At 64.9% G+C, this 20,873-nt stretch carries 23 protein-coding genes and 1 pseudogene; 13 read left to right on the top strand and 11 right to left on the bottom strand.

Translation table 11 applies throughout. The annotated features are described in order from the left end of the window. Positions 1-207 precede the first annotated feature (207 nt). Entirely contained in the window at positions 208-483 is a 276-nt protein-coding gene (locus N2602_RS24270; RefSeq protein WP_260379694.1) for a hypothetical protein, read from the bottom strand. 251 nt (positions 484-734) lie between these two features. Between N2602_RS24270 and N2602_RS38960 the strand changes: the two are divergent. Together N2602_RS38960 and N2602_RS24265 are read left to right on the top strand one after the other, a co-directional pair. After that, positions 735-950 (top strand): annotated as a pseudogene (locus tag N2602_RS38960) (hypothetical protein); the annotation flags it as partial. A gap of 108 nt (positions 951-1,058) precedes the next feature. Further along, positions 1,059-1,511 (top strand): host attachment protein, encoded by a 453-nt coding sequence (locus N2602_RS24265; protein WP_260383710.1) that lies wholly within the window; start codon positions 1,059-1,061, stop codon positions 1,509-1,511. Between the two features lie 24 nt (positions 1,512-1,535). Here the strand turns inward: N2602_RS24265 and N2602_RS24260 are convergent, their stop codons facing one another. Then, on the bottom strand, positions 1,536-1,799 hold the full coding sequence (locus tag N2602_RS24260; RefSeq protein WP_260379693.1) for a hypothetical protein: 264 nt from the start codon (positions 1,797-1,799) through the stop codon (positions 1,536-1,538). Positions 1,800-2,098: 299 nt separating this feature from the next. Here N2602_RS24260 and N2602_RS24255 point away from each other — a divergent pair, with 299 nt between their 5' ends. Both N2602_RS24255 and N2602_RS24250 read left to right on the top strand, forming a co-directional pair. Then, the gene (locus N2602_RS24255; protein WP_157280506.1) at positions 2,099-2,545 is read left to right on the top strand and encodes a hypothetical protein; all 447 of its coding nucleotides are present in this window, start codon (positions 2,099-2,101) and stop codon (positions 2,543-2,545) included. A 97-nt stretch (positions 2,546-2,642) separates the two neighbouring features. Next, complete coding sequence (locus N2602_RS24250) at positions 2,643-3,515, top strand: DMT family transporter (RefSeq protein WP_260379692.1); 873 nt, start codon at positions 2,643-2,645, stop codon at positions 3,513-3,515. Positions 3,516-3,636: 121 nt separating this feature from the next. On the opposite strand, the gene N2602_RS24245 is transcribed toward N2602_RS24250, so the two are convergent. Both N2602_RS24245 and N2602_RS24240 read right to left on the bottom strand, forming a co-directional pair. Beyond that, positions 3,637-3,927, bottom strand: coding sequence for a histone (locus tag N2602_RS24245; protein WP_260379691.1), 291 nt, complete (start codon positions 3,925-3,927; stop codon positions 3,637-3,639). 66 nt (positions 3,928-3,993) lie between these two features. Beyond that, a complete protein-coding gene (locus N2602_RS24240) occupies positions 3,994-5,385 on the bottom strand; it encodes a deoxyribodipyrimidine photo-lyase (protein ID WP_260383709.1) in 1,392 nt (463 codons plus the stop codon). 169 nt (positions 5,386-5,554) lie between these two features. Between N2602_RS24240 and N2602_RS24235 the strand changes: the two genes are divergently transcribed. Further along, a complete protein-coding gene (locus N2602_RS24235; protein WP_260379690.1) occupies positions 5,555-7,285 on the top strand; it encodes a methyl-accepting chemotaxis protein in 1,731 nt (576 codons plus the stop codon). 114 nt (positions 7,286-7,399) lie between these two features. Here N2602_RS24235 and N2602_RS24230 read toward each other — a convergent pair whose 3' ends face one another. Beyond that, entirely contained in the window at positions 7,400-8,059 is a 660-nt protein-coding gene (locus tag N2602_RS24230; RefSeq protein ID WP_172783254.1) for a peroxiredoxin, read from the bottom strand. Positions 8,060-8,450: 391 nt separating this feature from the next. On the opposite strand from N2602_RS24230, the gene N2602_RS24225 reads away from it, so the two are divergent. Beyond that, positions 8,451-9,023, top strand: a complete 573-nt coding sequence (locus N2602_RS24225; protein WP_172783255.1) for a hypothetical protein — start codon at positions 8,451-8,453, stop codon at positions 9,021-9,023. 56 nt (positions 9,024-9,079) lie between these two features. On the opposite strand, the gene N2602_RS24220 is transcribed toward N2602_RS24225, so the two are convergent. The 5 genes from N2602_RS24220 to N2602_RS24200 form a co-directional block, all read right to left on the bottom strand. Beyond that, positions 9,080-10,948, bottom strand: a complete 1,869-nt coding sequence (locus N2602_RS24220; RefSeq protein WP_172783256.1) for an alkaline phosphatase family protein — start codon at positions 10,946-10,948, stop codon at positions 9,080-9,082. Between the two features lie 1,149 nt (positions 10,949-12,097). Next, a complete protein-coding gene (locus tag N2602_RS24215) occupies positions 12,098-12,415 on the bottom strand; it encodes a response regulator transcription factor (protein WP_172783257.1) in 318 nt (105 codons plus the stop codon). Between the two features lie 39 nt (positions 12,416-12,454). Beyond that, complete coding sequence (locus N2602_RS24210; protein ID WP_260379689.1) at positions 12,455-13,678, bottom strand: ABC transporter permease; 1,224 nt, start codon at positions 13,676-13,678, stop codon at positions 12,455-12,457. Further along, a complete protein-coding gene (locus N2602_RS24205) occupies positions 13,675-14,397 on the bottom strand; it encodes an ABC transporter ATP-binding protein (RefSeq protein ID WP_260379688.1) in 723 nt (240 codons plus the stop codon). The genes N2602_RS24210 and N2602_RS24205 overlap by 4 nt, the downstream gene beginning before the upstream one ends. Beyond that, a complete protein-coding gene (locus tag N2602_RS24200; RefSeq protein ID WP_260379687.1) occupies positions 14,394-15,818 on the bottom strand; it encodes an efflux RND transporter periplasmic adaptor subunit in 1,425 nt (474 codons plus the stop codon). The genes N2602_RS24205 and N2602_RS24200 overlap by 4 nt, the downstream gene beginning before the upstream one ends. Before the next feature lie 585 nt (positions 15,819-16,403). Here N2602_RS24200 and N2602_RS24195 point away from each other — a divergent pair. The 7 genes from N2602_RS24195 to N2602_RS24165 all read left to right on the top strand — a co-directional run bounded on the left by N2602_RS24195 (position 16,404) and on the right by N2602_RS24165 (position 19,952). After that, entirely contained in the window at positions 16,404-17,045 is a 642-nt protein-coding gene (locus tag N2602_RS24195; RefSeq protein ID WP_172783261.1) for a response regulator transcription factor, read from the top strand. Positions 17,046-17,179: 134 nt separating this feature from the next. Then, positions 17,180-17,581, top strand: a complete 402-nt coding sequence (locus N2602_RS24190; protein ID WP_172783262.1) for a curlin subunit CsgB — start codon at positions 17,180-17,182, stop codon at positions 17,579-17,581. 116 nt (positions 17,582-17,697) lie between these two features. Further along, positions 17,698-18,090: a curlin gene (locus N2602_RS24185; protein ID WP_260379686.1), complete on the top strand. Its 393-nt coding sequence runs from the start codon at positions 17,698-17,700 to the stop codon at positions 18,088-18,090. A gap of 25 nt (positions 18,091-18,115) precedes the next feature. Continuing rightward, positions 18,116-18,526 carry a curlin gene (locus N2602_RS24180; RefSeq protein ID WP_212254990.1) on the top strand — a complete coding sequence of 137 codons (411 nt, stop codon included), beginning with the start codon at positions 18,116-18,118 and terminating at the stop codon, positions 18,524-18,526. Positions 18,527-18,571: 45 nt separating this feature from the next. Further along, a complete protein-coding gene (locus tag N2602_RS24175) occupies positions 18,572-19,033 on the top strand; it encodes a curlin (protein WP_172783265.1) in 462 nt (153 codons plus the stop codon). Positions 19,034-19,045: 12 nt separating this feature from the next. Further along, complete coding sequence (locus tag N2602_RS24170; RefSeq protein WP_172783266.1) at positions 19,046-19,327, top strand: hypothetical protein; 282 nt, start codon at positions 19,046-19,048, stop codon at positions 19,325-19,327. Between the two features lie 175 nt (positions 19,328-19,502). After that, complete coding sequence (locus tag N2602_RS24165) at positions 19,503-19,952, top strand: hypothetical protein (protein ID WP_260379685.1); 450 nt, start codon at positions 19,503-19,505, stop codon at positions 19,950-19,952. A gap of 1 nt (position 19,953) precedes the next feature. Here the strand turns inward: N2602_RS24165 and N2602_RS24160 are convergent, their stop codons facing one another. Next, complete coding sequence (locus tag N2602_RS24160; RefSeq protein WP_260379684.1) at positions 19,954-20,796, bottom strand: GNAT family N-acetyltransferase; 843 nt, start codon at positions 20,794-20,796, stop codon at positions 19,954-19,956. Positions 20,797-20,873 lie beyond the last annotated feature (77 nt).

The following is a 20,873-nucleotide window of genomic DNA, read 5'->3' as shown; positions in this document are numbered from 1 at the left end:
CGCCGATGCATCGCCATCAATGCTGAAACATCGCGTTTCAGTAAACGGAATTTCAGGCCGTAGTATTGCGGACATCATGTCATGAAGACCGTCCGGTCAATGTCACCGTCAACCTTCTCGGTCCATCGGTTCGCCGGCGGCGAGGCCAGCGATCGCTCTGCAAGATGATCTCGCAAAAGCGAAAGGGCCCGAGGGCCCCTTCAAACGTCACCAGCGGCGATAGCCGTAGTGCCCATAGTAGCGCGGACCGTAATAGCGCGGCCGATAATACCGCGGGCCGTAGTAAGGCCGCGGCCCGTAATAACCATAGTAGTTCGGCCGCCACCAGCATTGTCCCCAGGCGTCGCAGACCATGCGGACCTGCTCGACGCCGGAGACCTGCGGTGTCGCAGGTGCAGGCGCGATGGGCATGGCGGATGCCGTCGACGATGCAGCGAGGGCGCCGAACAAGGACGCGGCCACAAGGCCAGTCTTGAGATTCATGATGTCTTCCTCCGCTTACGCGATGCAGGATATCGAGGTTGTTCTGATCAAATTGTGGCCGAACCGAAATGTAATACAGATGAACAAACCTTCAGCGAGCTGACCCAAGTCACGGCTCGGCAGCGGGGCGTAGGCCGCCAGGTCATGCCGTGTCCAGACCTTGATCCTGCGCAATTCGCAAGTTTGCCTTGGCTCTTACTGTCGCCGTCATGGCAGCGGCGTGGTGCCGGCTGCCGGGCGAGGTGAGCTGAATGCGAGTCATTCCAGATCTGTCGATCTCGCCGGAGAAGGTCTTCTTCGTCATCTCGAAATCGCGCCGGTCCGACAGCGAAGCGGGCGGGGGTGGCGTCGTCCTGGACTTCGGCGACGATGACATGAGCTACGGCCGCGGCGGGCGCGGCGAAACCACCGACCGTGCGGAGCTCGCGGGCTTCATCCGCGCTCTCAATGTTGACGAGCAGATCGATCTCGTGGCGCTGGCCTGGCTCGGCCGCGGCGACGGTGATCTCTCGAAGAGCTACTCTGATGCCGGATGCGGCGTCTGCAAGTGTCAAGGAGAAGTTGCAAGGGACAAGATGAGAATTGACAAGGGTGACTGGCTGGTCGTGTGCGACGGGCGCAAGGCGCTCATTCTGGAAAACCTCGGCGACGAGATGTTTCCGAACCTGCACACCAGGGAGGTGCATGAGCAGCCCAATCCCGCGACCGCCGCTCAAGGGGCAGCCGCGCCGGGCCGATCGCATGGCGCAGCCGGCGGCGCACGCAGCTCGATCGAGCAGACCGATTGGCACGACGAGGCCGAGCGCGCCTTTCTGCGGAGCCTGGCCGGCCGGCTCGATGCCGCCGTCAGCTCCGGCGAGACCACGGCCCTGACCATGGTGGCCTCGCCGCGCGCGCTCGGCATGATCCGCGCCGACTATTCGGAAGGCGTGCGCAATGCGCTGCAGGGGGAGGTCGGCAAGGACCTCGTCAAGCTGCCGGTCTACGAGATCGAGAAGCAATTGCTGCGGTCGGGCGCAGCCAAATAAGCGACCCGCAGCGGCCGCGGCGCCTCAATAGCAGGGGTGCCGCCGGCCGTCCTGACCGATATAAGCAGCCGCGCTGCGATAACAGTGGTTGGTCGCCGGGCCGTCATAGTAGGCGAAGGTGCCGGGGGTGATACCATGGCCGTAATTGTGCAGGTAGCTGATCGGGTAGGGCAGCGGGTTGGCGTAGGAGCGGTGATACCGGTGGCGGCCGTGCGCCTCGGCGAGGGCAGGGGCCAGGACCGCAGCCGTCAGGGCCGCAACCGCGGCTACACGCGTCAACTTGCTCATCTCGATTCTCCGGAACCCGCTCGAATAGGTCAGCCGTTATAGCAATTTCGAGCGGTCGGGCATCGCTTCGGGGGGCCGAAATCAATGCCAATGCCGCAGATTTCCGTGTGGGTGTGACAGAATTGCCGGACATGCGGCCAAAAGCTGCCCATTTTTGGCCTTTTCGGGATGCTTAACGAATTCCCCACACAAGTATGACCAAAGACTATTCGGTTAAGAATTCTGCCGCCTGACCTGGGGATCACTTGCCGGTCCCTCGTGTCAGGTGCATTCCTGAAGGCCTTCGCCGTCATCTCGCCATGCGCATCACGCTTCCGAGTCTGCTGTTGCTCTGCCTCGCCGCTGCCACGCCGGCACGCGCCGAGCTGCACATCACCCGCGACCACGGCGGTTATGTCGAGGAGTACAAGGCCAAGTACAAGCGGGTGCGCGAGAAGGGCGAGCGGGTCATCATCGACGGCATCTGCAATTCGGCCTGCACGCTCGTGCTCGGAATCGTGCCGATGAACAAGATCTGCGTGACGCCGCGCGCGAGCCTCGGCTTCCACCAGGCCTATTACGACAAGGCGTTCACCTTCGGCATCAAGGTCACCAGCGCCGAAGGCACCTCCGATCTCATGTCCTATTACCCCGACACGGTGAAGGACTGGATTCGCCGCAATGGCGGGCTCACCACCGACATGAAAAAGATCAAGAACGGCGTCGAGCTCTGGAAGATCGTCAATCCCTGTCCGGAAGAATGGTGAGCGGCTGAGCCGGACCGCGATCGTCCGTCGCAGCGCAACATCGTCACGACGAAATTCGCATTGCCGCATGGCCGACGGTCGGGCAATGAGGGCGGCAATGAACCATAATCAAGAAACCCTGGCCGCCCGCGCCGCGCCGATCCTGTTCGTGCTGCTCTGGAGCACCGGATTCATCGGCACCAAATACGTCGTCAACAATGCCGATCCCTTGACCTATCTCGCCATCCGCATGGCGATCGTGGTCGGGTTGATGGCAATCATCGCAGGCATCGCGCGGCCGAAATGGCCGGACCGCGCAGGCATCGCGCACAGCGCGGTCGCCGGCATCCTCGTCCACGGCTTCTATCTCGGCGGCACCGCGATTGCGATCGCGCATTCGATTCCGGCCGGCCTTTCGGCGCTGATTCCGGGCTTGCAGCCGCTCCTGACCTCGACCATCGCCAATCGCTGGCTCGGTGAGCGGGTCACGCCGCTGCAATGGGCCGGGCTCGTGCTCGGCCTCGGCGGGGTGGTCCTGATCCTGCACAACCGCCCGATGACCGGCGAAGCCGGGCTCGGCTGGCTCGCCTCGGTGGTCTCGCTGGTCAGCATCACGCTCGGCACGCTTTATCAGCGCCGCTACTGCAATCACATCGACTGGCGCGCCGGAAATCTCGTGCAGTACGTGGCGGTCACCATTTTCTTCGCGATCGGCGCCTTCCTGTTCGAGGATCGCGTGGTGCACTGGACGCAGGAGTTCGTGCTTGCGCTCGCCTGGCTCGCGGTCGCGCTCTCGATCGGATCAATCGGGCTGTTGTACTGGCTGATCCGCCACGCCGCGGCGACCTCGGTCGCCAGTTTGTTTTATTTGGTTCCGGCCGTCACGGCCCTGATGGCCTATCTGCTGTTCGGAGAAAAGCTGGACGCGATTGCCATTGCGGGCATGGCGCTCTGCGCCACAGCGGTCTTCGTCGTCAATCGGCGGTCCTGACGGCGTGCACAGCGCTGACCCCGAGCGCGAGCATCATCCGGGTCGGCGCGCAGCCAAGCGGGGCGGGTAGGCGTGCGCCGTCTCCGGGCGCGCCCGCACCCGGAGACGTCTTCCGGTGCGATCAGCGCTTGGCCTTCTTGGCCTTCTTCGACTTGCCGGCCTTCTTGGCGGCCTTCTTAGCAGACTTTTTCGCGGCCTTCTTCGACGACTTCTTTGCGGCTTTCTTCGTCGTCTTCTTCGCAGCCTTCTTGGCCTTCTTCTTGGCTGCCTTCTTCGGCGCTACTTTCTTCGCGACCTTCTTGGCGGCTTTCTTCACCTGCTTGACTGCAGTGACTGCCGCGTCCTTGGTCGTTTCCACCGCACTGGTGATCGTCTCCATCGCCTGTTCGGTGATCGGCTTCTCGTCGTCCATATCGTCCCCCACGGTTTGCATGGAGCGATGACGATAGCGGGTTTCGAAATTGTGTCAAAGCGACGCTCAACCTTTGCGGATCTTTGCGTAGGCGGCGAGCGCGCGTTCGCGTCCCCTGGCATGATCGACGATCGGCTGCGGATAGGTCTTGCCGATCGTGATGCCCGCGCTCGCTAGCTCGATCGGCGTCGCCTGCCAGGGCCGGTGGATCAGCTTGGCCGGCAGGGCCTTCAGTTCCGGAACCCAACGTCGAACGTAGGCGCCGTCAGGATCGAACTTCTCGCCCTGGAGCTGCGGATTGAACACGCGGAAATAGGGCGCAGCGTCTGCGCCGCAGCCGGCGACCCATTGCCAGTTGGCAGGATTGCTGCCGGTGTCCGCGTCGACCAGCGTGTCCCAGAACCAGGCTTCGCCTTGACGCCAGTCGATCAGGAGGTGCTTGACCAGGAAGGAGGCCACCACCATCCGCACCCGGTTGTGCATCACCCCGGTGTGCCAGAGCTCGCGCAGGCCGGCATCGACGATGGGATATCCGGTGCGCCCGCGCTGCCAGGCGGCGAGCGCTTGTTTGTCGGCCTGCCAAGGAAAGCGATCGAAGTTCGTCTGCAGGTTTTCGGCGGCGAGGTTGGGGTGATCGTGGAGCAGGTGGCGGCAGAATTCGCGCCAGCCGAGCTCGCTCAGGAATTTTTCGACGCCTTGCCCGAGCGCCGGATCTTCCGCCGCGGCAAACCGGGCGGCGTGCCAGACCTGACGCGGGCTGAGCTCGCCGAAGCGCAGATGCGGCGACAGCCGTGAGGTGCCCTCTCGGTCCGGGCGGTCGCGGTCGCCGGGATACATTCCAACAGTGTGCTTGAGGAAGTCGCGCAGGCGCAGATGGGCGGACGCGGCGCCGGAGGTCCATGCCTCGCGAAGGCCACCCGCCCAATCCGGCGCGGTCGGCTCGAGCTTCCAGCCCTCCAGTCGATCGCTTGCAACGCGCGGCGCAGGGCGCAGCTGCTTCGGCGCGGGCAGGGGCTTGGGCGGGTCGCCGAGCGCCAGCACGCGGCGCCAGAACGGGGTGAACACGCGCAGGCCCCGGCCGTCCTTGGTGCGGATCGCCGCGGGCGGGACCAGCAGGTCGCCGGGAAAGCTTTGCGTGTGCGTGCCGAGCTTCGCCAGGGCCGCTTCGAGCTGTCGCTCGACCGCCTGATGAGGCGCCTGCGCGATTTCGTTCCAATAGACGGCGCGGGCGCCGCTCTCTTGCGCCAGCTCCGGGATCACCTTGGCCGCCGATCCCCTGCGCAGGACGAGCGAGCCGCCGCGCGCGGCGATCTCGGCACCGAGCGATCGCAGCGACTGCGCCAGCCACCAGCGTGCCGCGCCGCCTGGCGCTCGCCCCGCCGCCTCGTCCAGTACATAGAGACAAAGCACCGGCGCTCCGGACTTGGCGGCGGCGTCGAGGGCGGGGTGGTCGGACAGGCGGAGATCGTCGCGAAACCAGACGATGATGGATGGCTGACTTGGCGGGGTCAGGGAGGGCCTCGTTTACCAATTGGAAACCGTACCGCGCGCGGCGGTGGGAACCGCCGTTAATGCGGCCGTAAGTCAATTGCACGAATATGCAGGAATTACGGGGGTCATTCCATCCATGTCCAATCTTCTAACGGCGAAGTTCCTGCCGCGGTTCAAGCTCGGCACCAAGGCCGTCCTGTGCGCGGTGCTGCTGATTGCAATGAACACGGCGCTGGTGGTCGGCGCCGGCTATTGGTCGCTGACATCCGCCTTCAACGACCGCGCCTTGCGCGACATCGAGATCAATCTGCGCACGCTGGCGCTGGCTTTTGCGGAGACCGTTCCCGAAGCCAAGATCACGATCCGGGACGGCGCGGTGGTCCGCGCCGAGATCCCGAAAATGCCCGACCTCAAGGATCACGCCATCGTCGATCGGTCGGTGTCCTATGTCGGCGGCAACGCGACCCTGTTCGTGTTCGACGCGGCGAGCGGACAGTTCGTCCGCCGCTCGACCAACGTGAAAAAGGAAAATGGCGACCGCGCCGTCGGGACCCAGCTTGCCGCGGATCATCCCGGGCAGGCCCCGCTGCGCCGTGGCGAGGCCTATAAGGGGCCGGCCACGCTGTTCGGCAAGACGTTCATGACCGCCTATTTCCCGATTGCGGATGGTACCGGCAAGGTCGCCGGCATTCTCTATGTCGGCATCCCCATGGCGCAGTTCGAGGGCATGCTGTCTCAGGCGATGGAGAGCATGGCGGCCGCCGCCGGGCTTGCCGCGCTTCTGGTGCTGGTCCTGACCCTGCTGGTCGTCCGCCGCATCACCCGGCCGCTGACCTCGGTGACGCATTCGCTCACCGCGCTTGCCAACGGCCAGGGCGACGTCGCGATTGAATGCGAGGACCGGGCCGACGAGATCGGCGAGATCGCCCGCACGGTCGCGGTGTTCAAGAGCAACTCGCAGGAGCGGGCGCGCATGCGCAGCGAGCAGGCGGCGGCAACCGCCGCCGCAGCCGAGCAGCGCAAGGCCGAGCTGCGCAACTTCGTCGAGGGGTTCCGCGGCAGTGTCGGCGGCATTCTCGACAAGGTGCTGGCATCGTCGGGCGAGTTCGAGCGCGCAGCGCGACAACTCACCGACGCCGCGCGCTCCACGGCCGATCTGTCGGCGCAGTCGGCGGGAGCTTCCGAAAGCGCCTCCGAGCATGTGAGTTCGGCGGCGTCGGCTTCCGACGAATTGTCCCAATCCATCTCCGAGATCACCCGCCGGGTGCAGGAATCGAACGAGATCTCCGCCGAGGCGGTGCGGCAGGCCGAAGCGACCGACCAGCGCATTGCGCAGCTCTCGGAAGCCGGCTCGCGCATCGGCGACGTCGTCAAGCTGATCACCTCGATTGCCGAGCAGACCAACCTGCTGGCGCTGAATGCGACCATCGAGGCCGCACGCGCGGGCGATGCCGGTCGCGGCTTCGCGGTGGTGGCTCAGGAGGTCAAGACGCTCGCCGGCCAGACCGCGAAGGCGACCGACGAGATATCGAGCCAGATCGAGAGCATGCAGCTTGCGACCGAGGAATCGGTCGCCGCCATCAAGGCGATCAGCCAGACCATCGAGCGCATCAGCGGCATCGCAGGCTCGATCTCGGCCGCGGTCGAGCAACAGAAAAGCGCGACTCACAACATCGTGGCCAGCGTGCGCGCGGCGGTGTCAGGCACGGCCGATGTCGCGGTCAATGTCCGTCACGCCGCCAAGGGCGCCAGCGAGACGGGCGAGACGTCGAGCCGGATGTTTGCTTCCGCCCAGGCGCTGTCGGGCGAGAGCCTGCATCTGAAGGCCGAGGTCGAGAGCTTCCTCGACCGCGTGCACGCGGCCTGATTCCACGCAGTCGAGGCGGTCCGTTGGACCCCAGGAATCTCGAGATCCCGGGTTCGATGCTGGCGCATCGCCCCGGGATGACTTTTTGCGGTCGCTATCCGCGACCGCCAAAAGTCATTTAGGCTGCGGGACGATGCGGATGTAGGGCTTCGGCTCTTTCCAGCCCTGCGGATAGATCGTCTTGGCCTCGTCGTTGGAGACCGAGCCCGCGATGATGACGTCCTCGCCCTGCGACCAGTCGGCCGGGGTGGCGACGCGATGCTTGGCGGTGAGCTGGAGCGAGTCGATGACGCGCAGGATCTCCTGGAAGTTCCGACCCGTCGTCATCGGATAGACCAGCACCAGCTTGATCTTCTTGTCCGGCCCGATGATGAAAACGTTGCGGACGGTCTGGTTGTCGGCCGGCGTGCGGGTGAGGGGATCGCCCGAGGTCGAGGCCGGCAACATTTCGTAGAGCTTGGAGACGTTGAAATCGATGTCGCCGATCATCGGGTAATTGGGCGCGGCGCCTTGGGTCTCCTTGATGTCATCCGACCATTTGGCATGGCGATCGACCGGATCGACCGAGAGGCCCATCAGCTTCACGCCGCGCTTGTCGAACTCCGGCTTCAGCTTGGCGAGAGCGCCGAGCTCGGTCGTGCAAACCGGCGTGAAGTCCTTCGGGTGCGAGAACAAGAGGGCCCAGCTGTTGCCGATCCAGTCGTGGAACTTGATCTTCCCTTCGGTGGTCTCGGCTTCGAAGTCGGGGGCAGTGGCGCCGATCGGAAGTGTCATGGTTCTACCTCATCTCGTTGAATTTACTGAAGAATACACCTTCGGCCATCGGAGCCATTATAAGCCCTTGGCCGGCCCAAGTGAACGCCAAGTGAACCACCTCAAGTAAAATGTGAATTCTTTCTTCGAAGGGCCGATTTCCCAGCAACTTTCTGTTACAGCGGCGCCTGCGACGAAACATCTCCACCGGAGCCGCCCGGGCTCGATTGCCCCGATAATGCCTTTTATGACTTTCATCACGCTTGCCCGGCGCGTCTAGAACCAGATTGGTCCTGATAGCGACCAATTGGCAACCATCTAGAAAAGTCGCGATCCCCGTATCGAATCGTTAACCACCCCTTTACGCCGGCATGAAAATGCTGGTCGATCAGAAGAAGTCTGGAAGTGAACTATGTCTGCCGCTGCGCCTAAGCCTACCGAGTCGTCGTCCCTCGTGCCGTCCTGCCGCGATACCGCAGCCCATGCCCTCTCCATCGTGCGTGACGGCGTGATCACGGGCGAAGGCCCGACCACCAAGGGAAGGGTGCATTTCTCCCGCTCGCTCGATGCCGATGACACCGCCTGGTGCATGCGCATCCTCACCGCGACCGCCGTCAACGACCAGCCGGTCAGCCGCGCCGAGGCCGAAGTTCTGTTCGAGATCAACGAGGCCGCGACCGAACGCACCGACGGCGGCCGGTTCGACGACCTGCTTGCCAAGGCGGTCGCCCATTATGCCGCCAGCGCCTCGGGCCTGAAGGTGCCGCCGCGCAGCGTCGCGCTGTCGGCTGACACCGAGATCGAGAGCTGGGCGCCGTCCTATGCCTCCAAGGTCAATAGCGAGATGCTGGAGTGGATTGCCGGCCAGATGCGCGGCAAGCGCCAGAACAACCGTCGCCTGATGGCGATGGTGGCGACCTTCCTGGGCGCCACTGCACTGCCTCTGGCGGGCCAATTGCCGAACGTGTTCGACATTGGGATGTAAGATTTTGGGGATGTAAGATTTTGCGCCTCACGTGAGGACGCGAGGGAACGGCGGGGTTATTTCCCCGCCGTTTTTTGTTTGCGGTCCTCCAATCCAAGCTTGTCCACCTCGAGCCCCAGCGTGCGGCCCGGGAAACCAGCGGCATCGAAATAGCGCTGGCTGCCGACGCGCTGGAAGTTCAGCACGGTGACGAGGCCGCCCTCGGCGGGCTTCGACTTCACAGTGCCGGCATAGGCCTTCGGCACGATGCCATTGGGCATGGCCTCCGACATCACGCGGCCGATCAGGCCGCCATTGTGCGAGCTGCGCAGACCCATGAGCTGCGCGGCCGTCATGCCGACATCGGCATTGCTGACCGGAATCTCGTCGACATAGCCGGCTTTGAAGTCCGGACCGATGGCGGCCATGAAGTTCATGGTATCGCCGCGGCTGAAGCTGCCATGCATGCCCTGGCCCTGGCGCAGCACGGTGTCGGCGACCTGCACCGAGCAATTGGTCGGCGCCTCGCCGCAATCGCTGGCATAGGAGCGGAAGTTGACGACGATCGATGGCGTCGGGGTCGCCGACTTGCCGCGCAGATTGATGCTCGACAGCGGCAGCGTCCCGGGGAAGCGGCCGAGCGAATCCTCGACGAACAGGCCGGAGACGTAGTCTTGCTCGAGCAGCGCCTTGATGGTCTTCGCGGCGAGCTTCTTGTCCTTGTTCGGCAGGTAGATCAGGTCCGAGCCGCCATTGGTGGCGACGACGAGGTCCGGCTTGGTGGGATCCTTGCCGAGCACGCCGTTGCCGGCCTTGGGATGCTTGTTGCCTTCGATCTTCACGTTCTTGTCGTTGGGATCGAACAAGGGCAGGTCGAGCACTTTCGCAAGGTCGAGCGCCAGGAAGCCCATCGGCAGGAAGTCCTTGGGCGTATCGTCATAGCTGACCTTGGCCGACGGGCTGGTCTTGCTCTCCTTGGAGATGGTCGAGAAGCCGTGGTCGGCCGAGACGATGATGTTGGTCGAGGCCGCGAGCCCGAGTTCGTCGAGCCCCTTGCGGAGCTGGGCGAGGTTGGCGTCGGCGTTCTTGATGCCGGCCATCGAGGTCGGGCCGTTGATGCCCGGCATGATCTGGTTGAGGCTGTCGCCGGTGTTGTGCTGGCTGCCGTCGGGGTCGCGCGACCAGAACACCAGCACGAAGGGCTTGTTGCGCGCCTTGAACATCGGCAACACCACCTTGGTGGCGACGTCGGCAAAATAGGCCTGCTGCGCGACGTTGGCGACAGTGGTGCCCGGCGTCTTGGCGTCGCCCGCCTTGGAATTGTCGCCGCGCGGCGGCGTGGCGAGGGGCAGGCCGGCCTTGGTCAAAGCGTCCTTCACCTCGTCCGACAGTGCCACGCCGTTCTTGCCGCCGGTGGAATCGTCGAACACGATCGAGTGCAGGCCGGGCTTCTCAGGCTTATCGGTGTGGTCGAACTGGTAGGTCGGGCCGACCTTGCCGATCGCCGCGGTGCTCAGCCCCTTGTCGCGGGCCATCTTCAGAACGGTCTCTTCGTTGAGGTAGTCGCCCTTGAAATGCTCGTCGATATCGCCGAGCACGGCGTCGTTCTCGATGAAGGGAACCACGGTGTCGCCGGCGGGTACTGAGGTGTAGTTGGTCCAGATCGTGTTGGAGAACACGCCGGTGTCGCCGAGATAATGGCCGGTCGACATCGCCGAGCCGTTGGCCATGGTGAAGGTGGGAAAGAGCGAATGCGGGTTCTTGAAGTTGACGCCCTTGTCGCGAACCTCGGCCATCGCGGGCGTCGTCTCCGGGGTGACCTTCAGCGCGCGCAGACCGTCCGGAATGAACAGGATCAGGTTGCGGGGCGTGTTGTTCTGGGCGGAGGCAAGTCCGGTGGACAGCACGGCCAGTCCGGCGGACAGCAACACCAGTGAACGGCGCATCAAGGTCTCTCCTGCAGTGAGGCGGCATGGCCGCGCTGGCGGCTCGCAGCTTCGTTTAGTTTCGCTGCATGACGGTTTTGTTACAAGGGCCCCGGCCGATGCAGGAGGGTTGGGGAGGGGGAGTGGTACGCTCGTGTCCCGGACGCGACGCAGCGCGGAAGCGTTGCGGCGCAGAGCCGGGACCCAGCAGGCGACGTCGCTCGCTGCTGCATGGGCCCCGGCTCTGCAGCGCATCACTTCGTGCTGCGCAGCGTCCGGGGCACGAGAGCGGAGGTTGGCGCACACCTGCCTCCGCATCGTCATTGCGAGCGCAGCGAAGCAATCCAGGAATGCATCCGCGGAAAGACCCTGGATTGCTTCGCTGCGCTCGCAATGACGGGGTGTGGCAGGAAAATCGCTTTCCAAATGCGACTTGTCATTCCCCGCGAAGGCGGGGAATCCAGTACGACGCGGCCTATCGATTGAGCCATAACTGTCTCGGAGTACTGGATCGCCCGGTTAAACCGGGATGACAGCGAGTGTGTCGTTGCAGACGCGCTTCCGCATCCTCGCGGCGCATTTCGCCCGAGCTTTGCTCGTCGTCTCACCCTCAATTGAAAGAGGGCGCAGGGAAGACCGGGTGCCGGCCGGGCACCCACGGTCCACTGTGCGAAAGGTGGCAACAAGAATTTGCACAGCGGCATACAGGTGAAGCCAAACATCCGGCCTTCCCTGCGCAGTGGTTTTACGGCTTATGTCGCGCTCTCCCCGGGGAGCGATGCACTATTGCCCCCGTCGCCTTGCGGATGGCTGATGCGCATCGCCCGGTCGGGCAACCACATCACCACAAGACTTGACGCACAGACCCCGGGCGTCAGGACCACACGATTTTGCCGTACGCTGATGACACCGGTCGTATGCGCGACGACCTCGCTCACGGTTGCCCGCCCTGCAAAGCCGTTCGCGCCGACGCCATCCGCGTCCACCGCCGCCCGGCCCGCGTTCGTGACGATCGCGATACGCCCCTCTTCCTTGGGCCGGGTTGAGCCGACACATACGCCGTTTCCGAATTTCGGTAAAGCGGAATATTTTCGACCGAGCCCAGCCCATTGACCCATAAAACGGGTGTTTTGCCCGTCGGGCAGCGCAAGGGATTGTGGCCGCAACCATTCAATCCGGCGCGGTCTGCGCCCGTGGATTGGGTGCAAGGGCCTGCGCCGGCTTCGTCGCGGCCGGAAAGAGCTCTGTCTTGGCGAGATCGCGGCGGAGCGACGACGGCGCGGTGTGCAGGGCAAAGGCGATCGCGATCTGCGTTCTGTTCTGAAGCCGGTACTTGCGCATGATGTTGCCGATGTGCGCCCGCACCGTGTTCTCCGAGATGTTGAGCTCGTAGGCGATGTTCTTGTTCTGCATCCCCCGCGCGATCAGCGTCATCAGCTCCCGTTCGCGCGGTGTTGGTGCGATCAAATCTTTCGGATCCGAGCTCATGGCTGCCTCCCTGGCCTTTGCGAACATCCCGGCATGCTCTCACTCCGTCTTGAGCGCCTCGATCGGACTCAGCTTGGACGCCTTGTGAGCTGGATAAAAACCAAAGACGAGGCCGGTCGCGATCGAGAAGACGAGAGACAGGCCGATCGCCTGGCCGTCGATCGAGGTGACCCACCCGGCCATGCGGGCGACCGTCATCGAGAGCGTGATGCCGCCGGCGACGCCGATGGCACCGCCGAGCAGGCAGAGGACGAGCGCTTCGCAGAGAAACTGCAGACGGATGTCGCGCATCCGCCCGCCGAGCGCCCGGCGGATGCCGATCTCCCGGGTGCGCTCGGTGACCGACACGATCATGACGTTCATGATGCTGATGCCGCCGACGAGCAGCGAGACCGAGGCGATGGCGACGAGCAGCAACGCGACGGTGCGGATCGCGCCCTGCTGCGCCTCCATGGCGGCGGCGGGATCCTGGACCTTGAAGTCGTCGTCCTGGCCGGCGGGGATGCGGTGGCGCTGCCGCAGCAGGTTCTCGATCTCCGCTCGCGCGCCCGCCATCTGACCGTCTGCGGCCACCTTGGCGATGATGTAGGCGACCGAGTCGCGGTTGATGTTGCTGGCGCTGCCGAGGAAGCGCAGCTTGGCCGTGGTGAGCGGCACGAAGGCGACGTCGTCCTGAGCGGGTCCCTTGCGGTCGAGCACGCCGACCACCTCGAGCGGGACCTTCATGATCCTGATCTGCGCGCCGATGGGATCGTCGCCGGTTGCGAACAGCTCGCGCGCGACCGTGCTTCCGAGGATCACGACCTTGCCGGCGCTGGCTTCCTCGGTGGCGGAGAAATAGCGCCCGGCCGCGAGCTGCCAGTCGCGCACCATGAAGTGGCCGGTGGTCGTGCCGTTGATCGTCGTGTTCCAGTTCTTGCCCTCGTGGATGATCTGCGCCGTCCCGGCGATGGAGCCGGCCGCGGCCTGGATTTCCGGGATCTGCTCGAGAATGGCCTGCACGTCGCTCTCGGTCATCGTCAGCTTGCTGCCGTCCTTGAGACGCACGCCGCCCTGATAGACCGCGCCGGGGGTGATCATCAGCACGTTGGCGCCGATCGAACGGATCTGCTCCTGCAGACGCAGCTGCGCGCCGGCGCCGATCGCGAACACCGTCACGATCGAGGCGACCCCGATCACGATGCCGAGCATGGTGAGGAAGCTGCGCAGCGGATTGAGGCGAAGGGCGTGCAACGCGATCTGAAAGCCCTGGAGCATCGTCATGACGCAGCGCTCCGTCTCGGCAGCAGCTCCGCCACCGTTTCGTCGCTGACGAGCTCACCGTCATGCAGGTGGATCGTGCGCCGGCACTGGGTCGCGATGCCGGGATCGTGGGTGATCATGACGATGGTCTGGCCGGTCCGGTTGAGCGCGGCGAACAGGGAGAGAATCTCGGCACCGGTGCGGCTGTCGAGCGCGCCGGTCGGCTCGTCGGCGAGCACGATCAGCGGGGAGGCGATCAGTGCGCGCGCGATCGCGACGCGCTGCTGCTCGCCGCCGGAGAGCTGCCGCGGGAAGTGATGGGCCCGGTGCAGCATGCCGACGGCCTGAAGGCTCGCTTCCGCGCGCGCCAGCCGTTCCTTGCGCGCGATGCCGCAATAGACCAGCGGCAGTGCGACGTTCTCGATGGCATCGTGGCGCGCGAGCAGATTGTAGGATTGGAACACGAAGCCGATGCTGCAGGCGCGCAGGGACGACCGGCGATCTTCCGTGAGATCGGCGACGTTGGCGCCCTGGAGATAGACCGCGCCCTCGCTCGGCAGGTCGAGCAATCCGATCATGTTCATCAGCGTCGACTTGCCGGAGCCGGACGGCCCCATCACCGCGACGATCTCGCCTTGCGCGATATCGAAGCTGACATTGCGCACCGCCGCCACCGCGACGCCCTCGGTGCGATAGGTCCTGCTGACCGACTGGAGGCTGATGAGGGGCGAGGCGGTCATGATCCGAACCTGATGCCGAGAATTTCCATGCCGGCCGGGCGGATGGCCTGGCCGACGGCGACCTCGCTGCCCTCGACGAGGTCGCCGCTCCGGAGCGCGACCTGCTCGGTGCCGGCGGCGCCGACCGTCACCGCGACGCGCTGCAGCGCGCCGCCGGCGGTGCGCACCCACACGCCGCTACGTGCCGCGGCGTCCGGCCGTGTGCCGGCCGGCTGGAACCGCAGCGCTGCGAGCGGCACTTTCAGCACGTCGTCCTGGCGTTCGATGACGATCTTCACCAGGGCGGTCATTCCCGGCAGCAGCGCGCCGTCGAGATTGGCGGTCGCCAGCACCACGGTGTAGGTGACGACGTGCTGCTGGGTCTGCGGCGCCTTGCGCACCTGGCGCACCACCGCCTCGAAGCGGCGGTCCGGGTAGGCGTCGACGGTGAAATGCGCGTGCTGCCCGGGCGCGATGCGGCCGATGTCGGCTTCATCGACCTGCGCGTGAATCTCCATGTCCTCCAGGCGGTGCGCCACCATGAAGGTGGTGCGTGCTTCCAGTCCGACCGCGAGCGTCTGCCCCTCGTTGACGAACCGGCCGACCACGACGCCGTCGATCGGCGAACGGATCACGGCGCGGTCGAGATCGGCCTGGGCCGCGGCGAGAACGGCGGCCTTCTCCGGCACCGCCATGCGAGCCTGCTGCAGCTCCGCCTCGATGCGGCGGACGTCGGCCTGCGCGCCCTCCACCGAAAAGGAGTTGAGGGACATCAGGATCTCGGCTTCACGTTCCTGGGCGAGGCGCGCGGTGAACTCGGTCTGCGCGTCGTCGACCGCCGTGGTCGCCACCACGTTCTGCGATTGCAGCGCCAGCTTCCGCTGCAGCGTCTTCTGAGCCGAGGACTTCACCGCCTGCGCGCTCTCGAGCTTGGCCGCGAGCACGTCGCGGCTGCCCCTCGCGTTCTGCAGATCGATCCTGGCGCGATCGAGCTTGGCCCTGGCGATGTCGACCAGGGCATTGGCGACTGCCAGCGACGCCCTGGCCTCGTCGACCTTGGCTGCAAAGCTGCGCGGATCGATCAGAGCGAGCGGCTGATCCTTGGCGACGGGGTCGTTGAAGTCGACATAGACACGGGCGAGCTGCCCCGACAGTTGGGAGCCGACCTCGATCGTCTTGACCGGCTGCAGGGCGCCGGTGACGGTGACGGTCTGCTCGACGCTGCCGCGCTGGATCGAGGCATAGCGGAACATGGGTGCGTCCGACCCGTAGGCCGGAACCTCGCGGGTGGAGGGGATCAGCAGCCGCCTGGTCTGGTCATAGGCGCGAGCCGCCGTGTCTGCCGCGCTCCCGGCGGCGCCGGCGATCATGCCCGGCCCGGCGTAGATCGCAGCGAGGCCGCACGCAGCTCCGAGCAAGGCAAATGCTGGCACAAATCGCATATCAAAACTCGCCGATTGAAATGACTTCGGGGAATCGGGAAAAAGTGGCACGCTCGCTATGGTTGTAAAGTATGGAAAGTCGTATCGAATGTCAGTATGTCGTCCTCGCCGGGCTGACGGTCGGGTGCGCCTCGTCATCCAGTAGTAAAGCAGGTGGGGTGCTACTTTTCGTGATTTGATCGGGATGCATACCGAGCGTATCGATACGAGGCGCGCGGTATCGAACTCGATAAGCTGACTGAACGTCCCGTCTGATCCGGCCAGAGCGGCCAGCAGCAGGCGTGCGAGTCGGCACGTGGGTGGCGATGCCATGACGCAGCCGGCGATCCGACGACGCAGCATTGCCGCATTCTCCAAATCGTCCCGCCGCGATGCCGACGGTGGCAAGATCGAAGCCCTCCCATCACGAAGCCCGATATGTGAACGCCTTCACTCGTCTCCGGCGCGTGTTGGCCCTATGACTTCGAACCGGCGGACCGACGCGCTTCGCTCGATCTGCGCGAATCATCCAAGCACCTTGATCTCGCTTGCAAGAAGAATGGATAGCTCGTTGCTTTTTCATCGAGCCCCAAGCCGGGGAGCCCCATGAGTTCAGATCAAGCCACAGTTTACGTCGTTGACGACGAAGCCCAGATTCGAGCCGCGATCGGAAGTCTCTGCGAGGAGACCGGGCATCAGGTCAAGCTGTTCGCCTCGACCGAAGAGTTTCTCGCCGAGACCGTTTCGCCCGGGCCGTCATGCCTCGTGCTCGACGTGCGGTTTCCCGGCACGTCGCCGACCGGGCTCGAGCTGCAGCGCCGGCTGGCCGAGATGGGCGTGCCAATTCCGATCGTCTTCATCAGCGGCTACTCCGACGTCCGCGTCTCGGTCGAGGCGATGAAGCGCGGCGCGGTGGAGTTTCTGCCGAAGCCCTTTCGCGAGCAGGAGATCCTCGATGCCATCAGGCACGGCATCGAGCGCGACCGCAGGCGGCTGCAACGCGAAGACAGCGTGCGTGAAGCCCGCCAGCGCGTCGAGATGCTGACGGCGAGAGAGCGCGAGATCATGCTGCTGATGGCCGAAGGGCTCGTCGCCAAGCAGATCGCAGCAAGACTTGGCGTGAGCGAAGTGACGGCGAAGGTCCATCGCACCAGGATGATGCGAAAGCTGGAGCTGCGTACGCCGATCGAAGTGGTGCGGCTGGTCGACAGCATGGGGCGCGAAGCGGAGACGACACGCAGCGTCTAGTCCGGAGCGACTAGCATGAACTGCAGTCTGTCGCGCAGGCCAGGATCGGTTCAGAGTCATCCCTACGATGTCGGCCTCTTTTCCGGGAAGGCATCCGAAACCAGTCAGACAACTTGGCCAGAAAGGGATACTCCATGCGTAAATTGTTTTTTGCATCCGTTGCCGTGCTCGCTCTGTCCTCCGCGGCTCAGGCCGCCAACACCTCCACCACGGTGCAGGTCGGCGTCGTGAATACTTCGAGCGTTTCGCAGCAGGGCCTTACCAACGACACGTCCTCGACCAGCCAGCTCGGCATCATCAACAGTGCGACGACGATGCAGGGCACCAGCGCGGCCTCGCTCAACAACGGCAGCACGGTGAACCAGGTCGGCGTGCAGAACTCGGCGGCCACCGGCCAGGTGGCGTTCGGCAACAACGGCAGCTCGATCACCCAGAACTCGTTCGGGCCCGCCGCGCTTCAGAACAACGCCGCCGCCGTCGGCCAGATCAGTGTGTTCGGCATCAACGGCAGCACCGTCTCGCAGACGGCGCACTGAAGCCACGGTTCGTTTGGGCCGGACGCATCCAGGTCGGTGCGTCCGGGCCATTCCGGCACCGCAACCGGGCAGGGCGATCAATTGCGACGCTCGCTCATTCTCGCGGAGGACATGACATGCGGATCACCTATTTCATTGCAACGGTTGCGGCATTCGCTGCACTGACGGCAGCCGATGCCCGGGCCGGCAACTCGGCCAGCGTGCTGCAATTCGGCACGACCAACACTTCGTTCATTTCGCAGAGCGGCGGCACCAGCAACAGCGCCACGACGCTGCAGTTCGGTGCCACCAATACCGCGACCACCTTGCAGACGGGCTCGCTGCTCACGGTCAACACCGCGGTGATCGGGCAGGGCGGCACCACTGCGACCGCAACCAATACCGCACTGACCGGCCAGGTCGGCGGCGCCAATTCGAGCCTGATAGGCCAGATCGGCGCGAACAACACCGCCGGAGTCGGACAGCTCGGGATCCTGAACGGATCGACTGTTCTCCAGCAGGCGCCGTGAGCAGATCGAAGTGGTGAGGCATGTCATGAAACGTCATCTGGGCGGCGCATGCGCCGCAACGCTCGCTCTGTATCTGGCCAGCGCCCTTTCGGCGACAGCACAGACCGCCGACATCAAGACCATCGTCTCGGTCGGCGGACCGCCCGTCGTGCTGAACCAGAACAGCCAGCTCAACATGGCGGGTGTGTTCATGATCGGAGGCACGACCAGCGCGACCGTGACGCAGAACGGCAGCAACAACGCCACGGGCGTCCTGCAGTTCGGCGGAACGAGTTCCGCATCGATCGGGCAGACCGGGGGCAACAACTTCGCCTATGTCGGCCAGGCCGGCCAGTCGGCGACCAGCCTGATATCCCAGCTCGGCACGATGAATGCGGGCACGGTGGCGCAGTTCGGCACCGTCAACGCCTCGACCATCGTCCAGACCGGCCCCTGACGCGCGAGCGATCTCGTCAGTGTCGACAACGAACGGGGAAGCGCGATGCGAGGCGGCAGTCAGGTGCTGAGGCGGGTTTTGGCCCTGGCGGCAATGCTCGCCGCCATCGGTGCGGCGACGCAGGCGTGCGCCGGGACGGTCCAGCGCAGCGTGACCAACCGGAACGTCAGCATCGAAACGGTCGTGCAGTTCGGCGACAATGTTCAGCCTGTCACGATCGAGGAGAACAGCCGCATCAACATCGCGCGGGTGATTCAGATCGGCGGGACCGGCACGGTGGACGCGACCATCATCCAGAACGGCACGCGCAACTATGCCAATGTGATCCAGGTCGGCGGCACCACCAATGCGGTGATCGGTCAGTCCGGGGTTAGCAACACCGCCGAGATCACCCAGATCGGCAATTCGACCAACGCGCTCCTGCTCCAGATCGGAGACATGAACACGGGAGCGGTGAGGCAGTTCGGGCGTTTCAACTGGCTGGCGATCTTCCAGTTCGGCCGATGATGGAGGTGTGACATGAAGCTGCTTCTGCTCGCATCCGGACTGGGATTCATGAGCGTGGTTGCAATGGCGCCGGCCGGGGCCGGCGACGGTCATACCACCGTGGTCCAGGACGAGAACGGCACCTCGGTCATCACGCAGAGCGGTGATCCGGCAGAGGCCGAGGTCAAGATCGAGAAGGAGCCCGGGCGCACGACGGTCTATCGCCGCAGCGGCGGCAATACCGCGATCGTGACACAGGGCAGCGCAAGCCCGCAGGACATGCTCGACTGGCTGCGCAAGCAGCAGGGCCGCTGACGGGACGAAGTCGCTGAAATCAGACGCGAATTCCGGGCGTTCTGCCGCATCCGGTTCCCGGCTAATCGCGTGCCTTAACCAATAATTAATTATACGTTTGCGGGTGGGCGACGGCCCGGCCTAGCCTCCCCGCGGGGAGCTGCTTTCGCAAAGCCAAACCAGTGTGGTGCGTATCATGATTGCCAGATCACATGGGGCGTTGGTCGCCTCGCTCAGCGCCGCTATGCTGCTGCTGAGCTCCGCTGACAGTTTTTCCAGACCTGCTGGCGCCGCGGCGCCAGGCGTCGCAGCAGCAGCCGCCCCGCCGCACGGGGCCCGTCCGCACGTGGGGCCGGGCGCCCGGTTCCACCGCCGCAGCGCGCCATGGGTCTACTGGCCGGGCGGCGGCGGATACTTCTACGACGGCGCCGGCTACAGCCAGCCCTTCGCCGATATGAACCAGTCGCTCTCCGCCGATGTTCGCTACACCTACACCTATGATGTGCCCTGGGATTGGACGCATCGTTATCCGCCGAATGTCGTGCCGTCCGATCGGCCCTATGTGCCGAGCTGCCCGACGGAGCAGGTGACGGTGCCCGGCCGCGGCGGCAGCGAGCACACCGTCAACATCATGCGCTGCTACTGAGTTAACCCAGCTCGAAGCTGGTCACGCCGAAGACGCGGTCGAGCCGCAGCGGCGGGATCGGCCCGGTGTACATCCGCGCCGTCTCGAACACCGGCTTCAGGCCGAGCTCCTCGGCGAGCGCGATTGCGGCGGGATTGACGGCGGGGACGTCGAGGAAGACCTCGCCGGCGCCCGCGCTTCCGAGCAGGGCCTGCACGACTTGATCCGCGGCTGTGCGGTCGTCGGCGACGAGCGGGCCGATCTTGTAGCCCGTCCGGCAGGGGCGGATCACGCCCCATGCGGTGAGCCTGCCGTCGCGCAGCAACGCGCGGCCGACATGACCTCGTGTGTTGATCCAGGCGCGCAGGAAGGCGCTGCGCGCGGCGGGGAAGACGGTGGCGTCATCGGCTTCCACCAGCGCAAACGGGACCTTGTCGAGCGCAACGACATCGGCCGGCGGCTTCACCGATTCCGCAACAGTGCCGCCATAGCGGATGTTGGCGTAAGCGAGCTGGAATCCCGACTTCTTGTAATTCTCCTGCTGCGCCACCACGCCGTCGAGGCCGACCACGCGCGCGCCCGCATGCGCGATCGCTGCATTCCAGATGCGCAGGCCATGGCCGACGCCGCGAAAGCGCTCGCGCACGATATAGAAGCCCAGGAAGGCGAAGCGGTCATCGTAATTGACGCAGGAGACGGTCGCGACCGGCTCACCGTCGATCTCGCCGACGAAGAAGCCTTGGCGATCGGGGATCGCAAAGCAGGCGGCATCCGCCAGCCCCGGATTCCAGCCCTCCGCCGCGGCCCAGTCGACGGCGAGGGCGATTTCGTCGGGCCGCAAATTGCGGATCTGCAGATCACTCATTTCAAGCCGCTCGTGATGGATGCCTTGGGCCATGGACCTGCCGACAGGTCTGGCTGTAGAAGGCCTCATGATAGGCC

The organism is Bradyrhizobium sp. NC92 (assembly GCF_025200865.1).
Lineage (GTDB): Bacteria > Pseudomonadota > Alphaproteobacteria > Rhizobiales > Xanthobacteraceae > Bradyrhizobium.
Note: the sequence above shows the minus strand (reverse complement) of the source record. Positions and strands in the feature narration are given on the sequence as shown.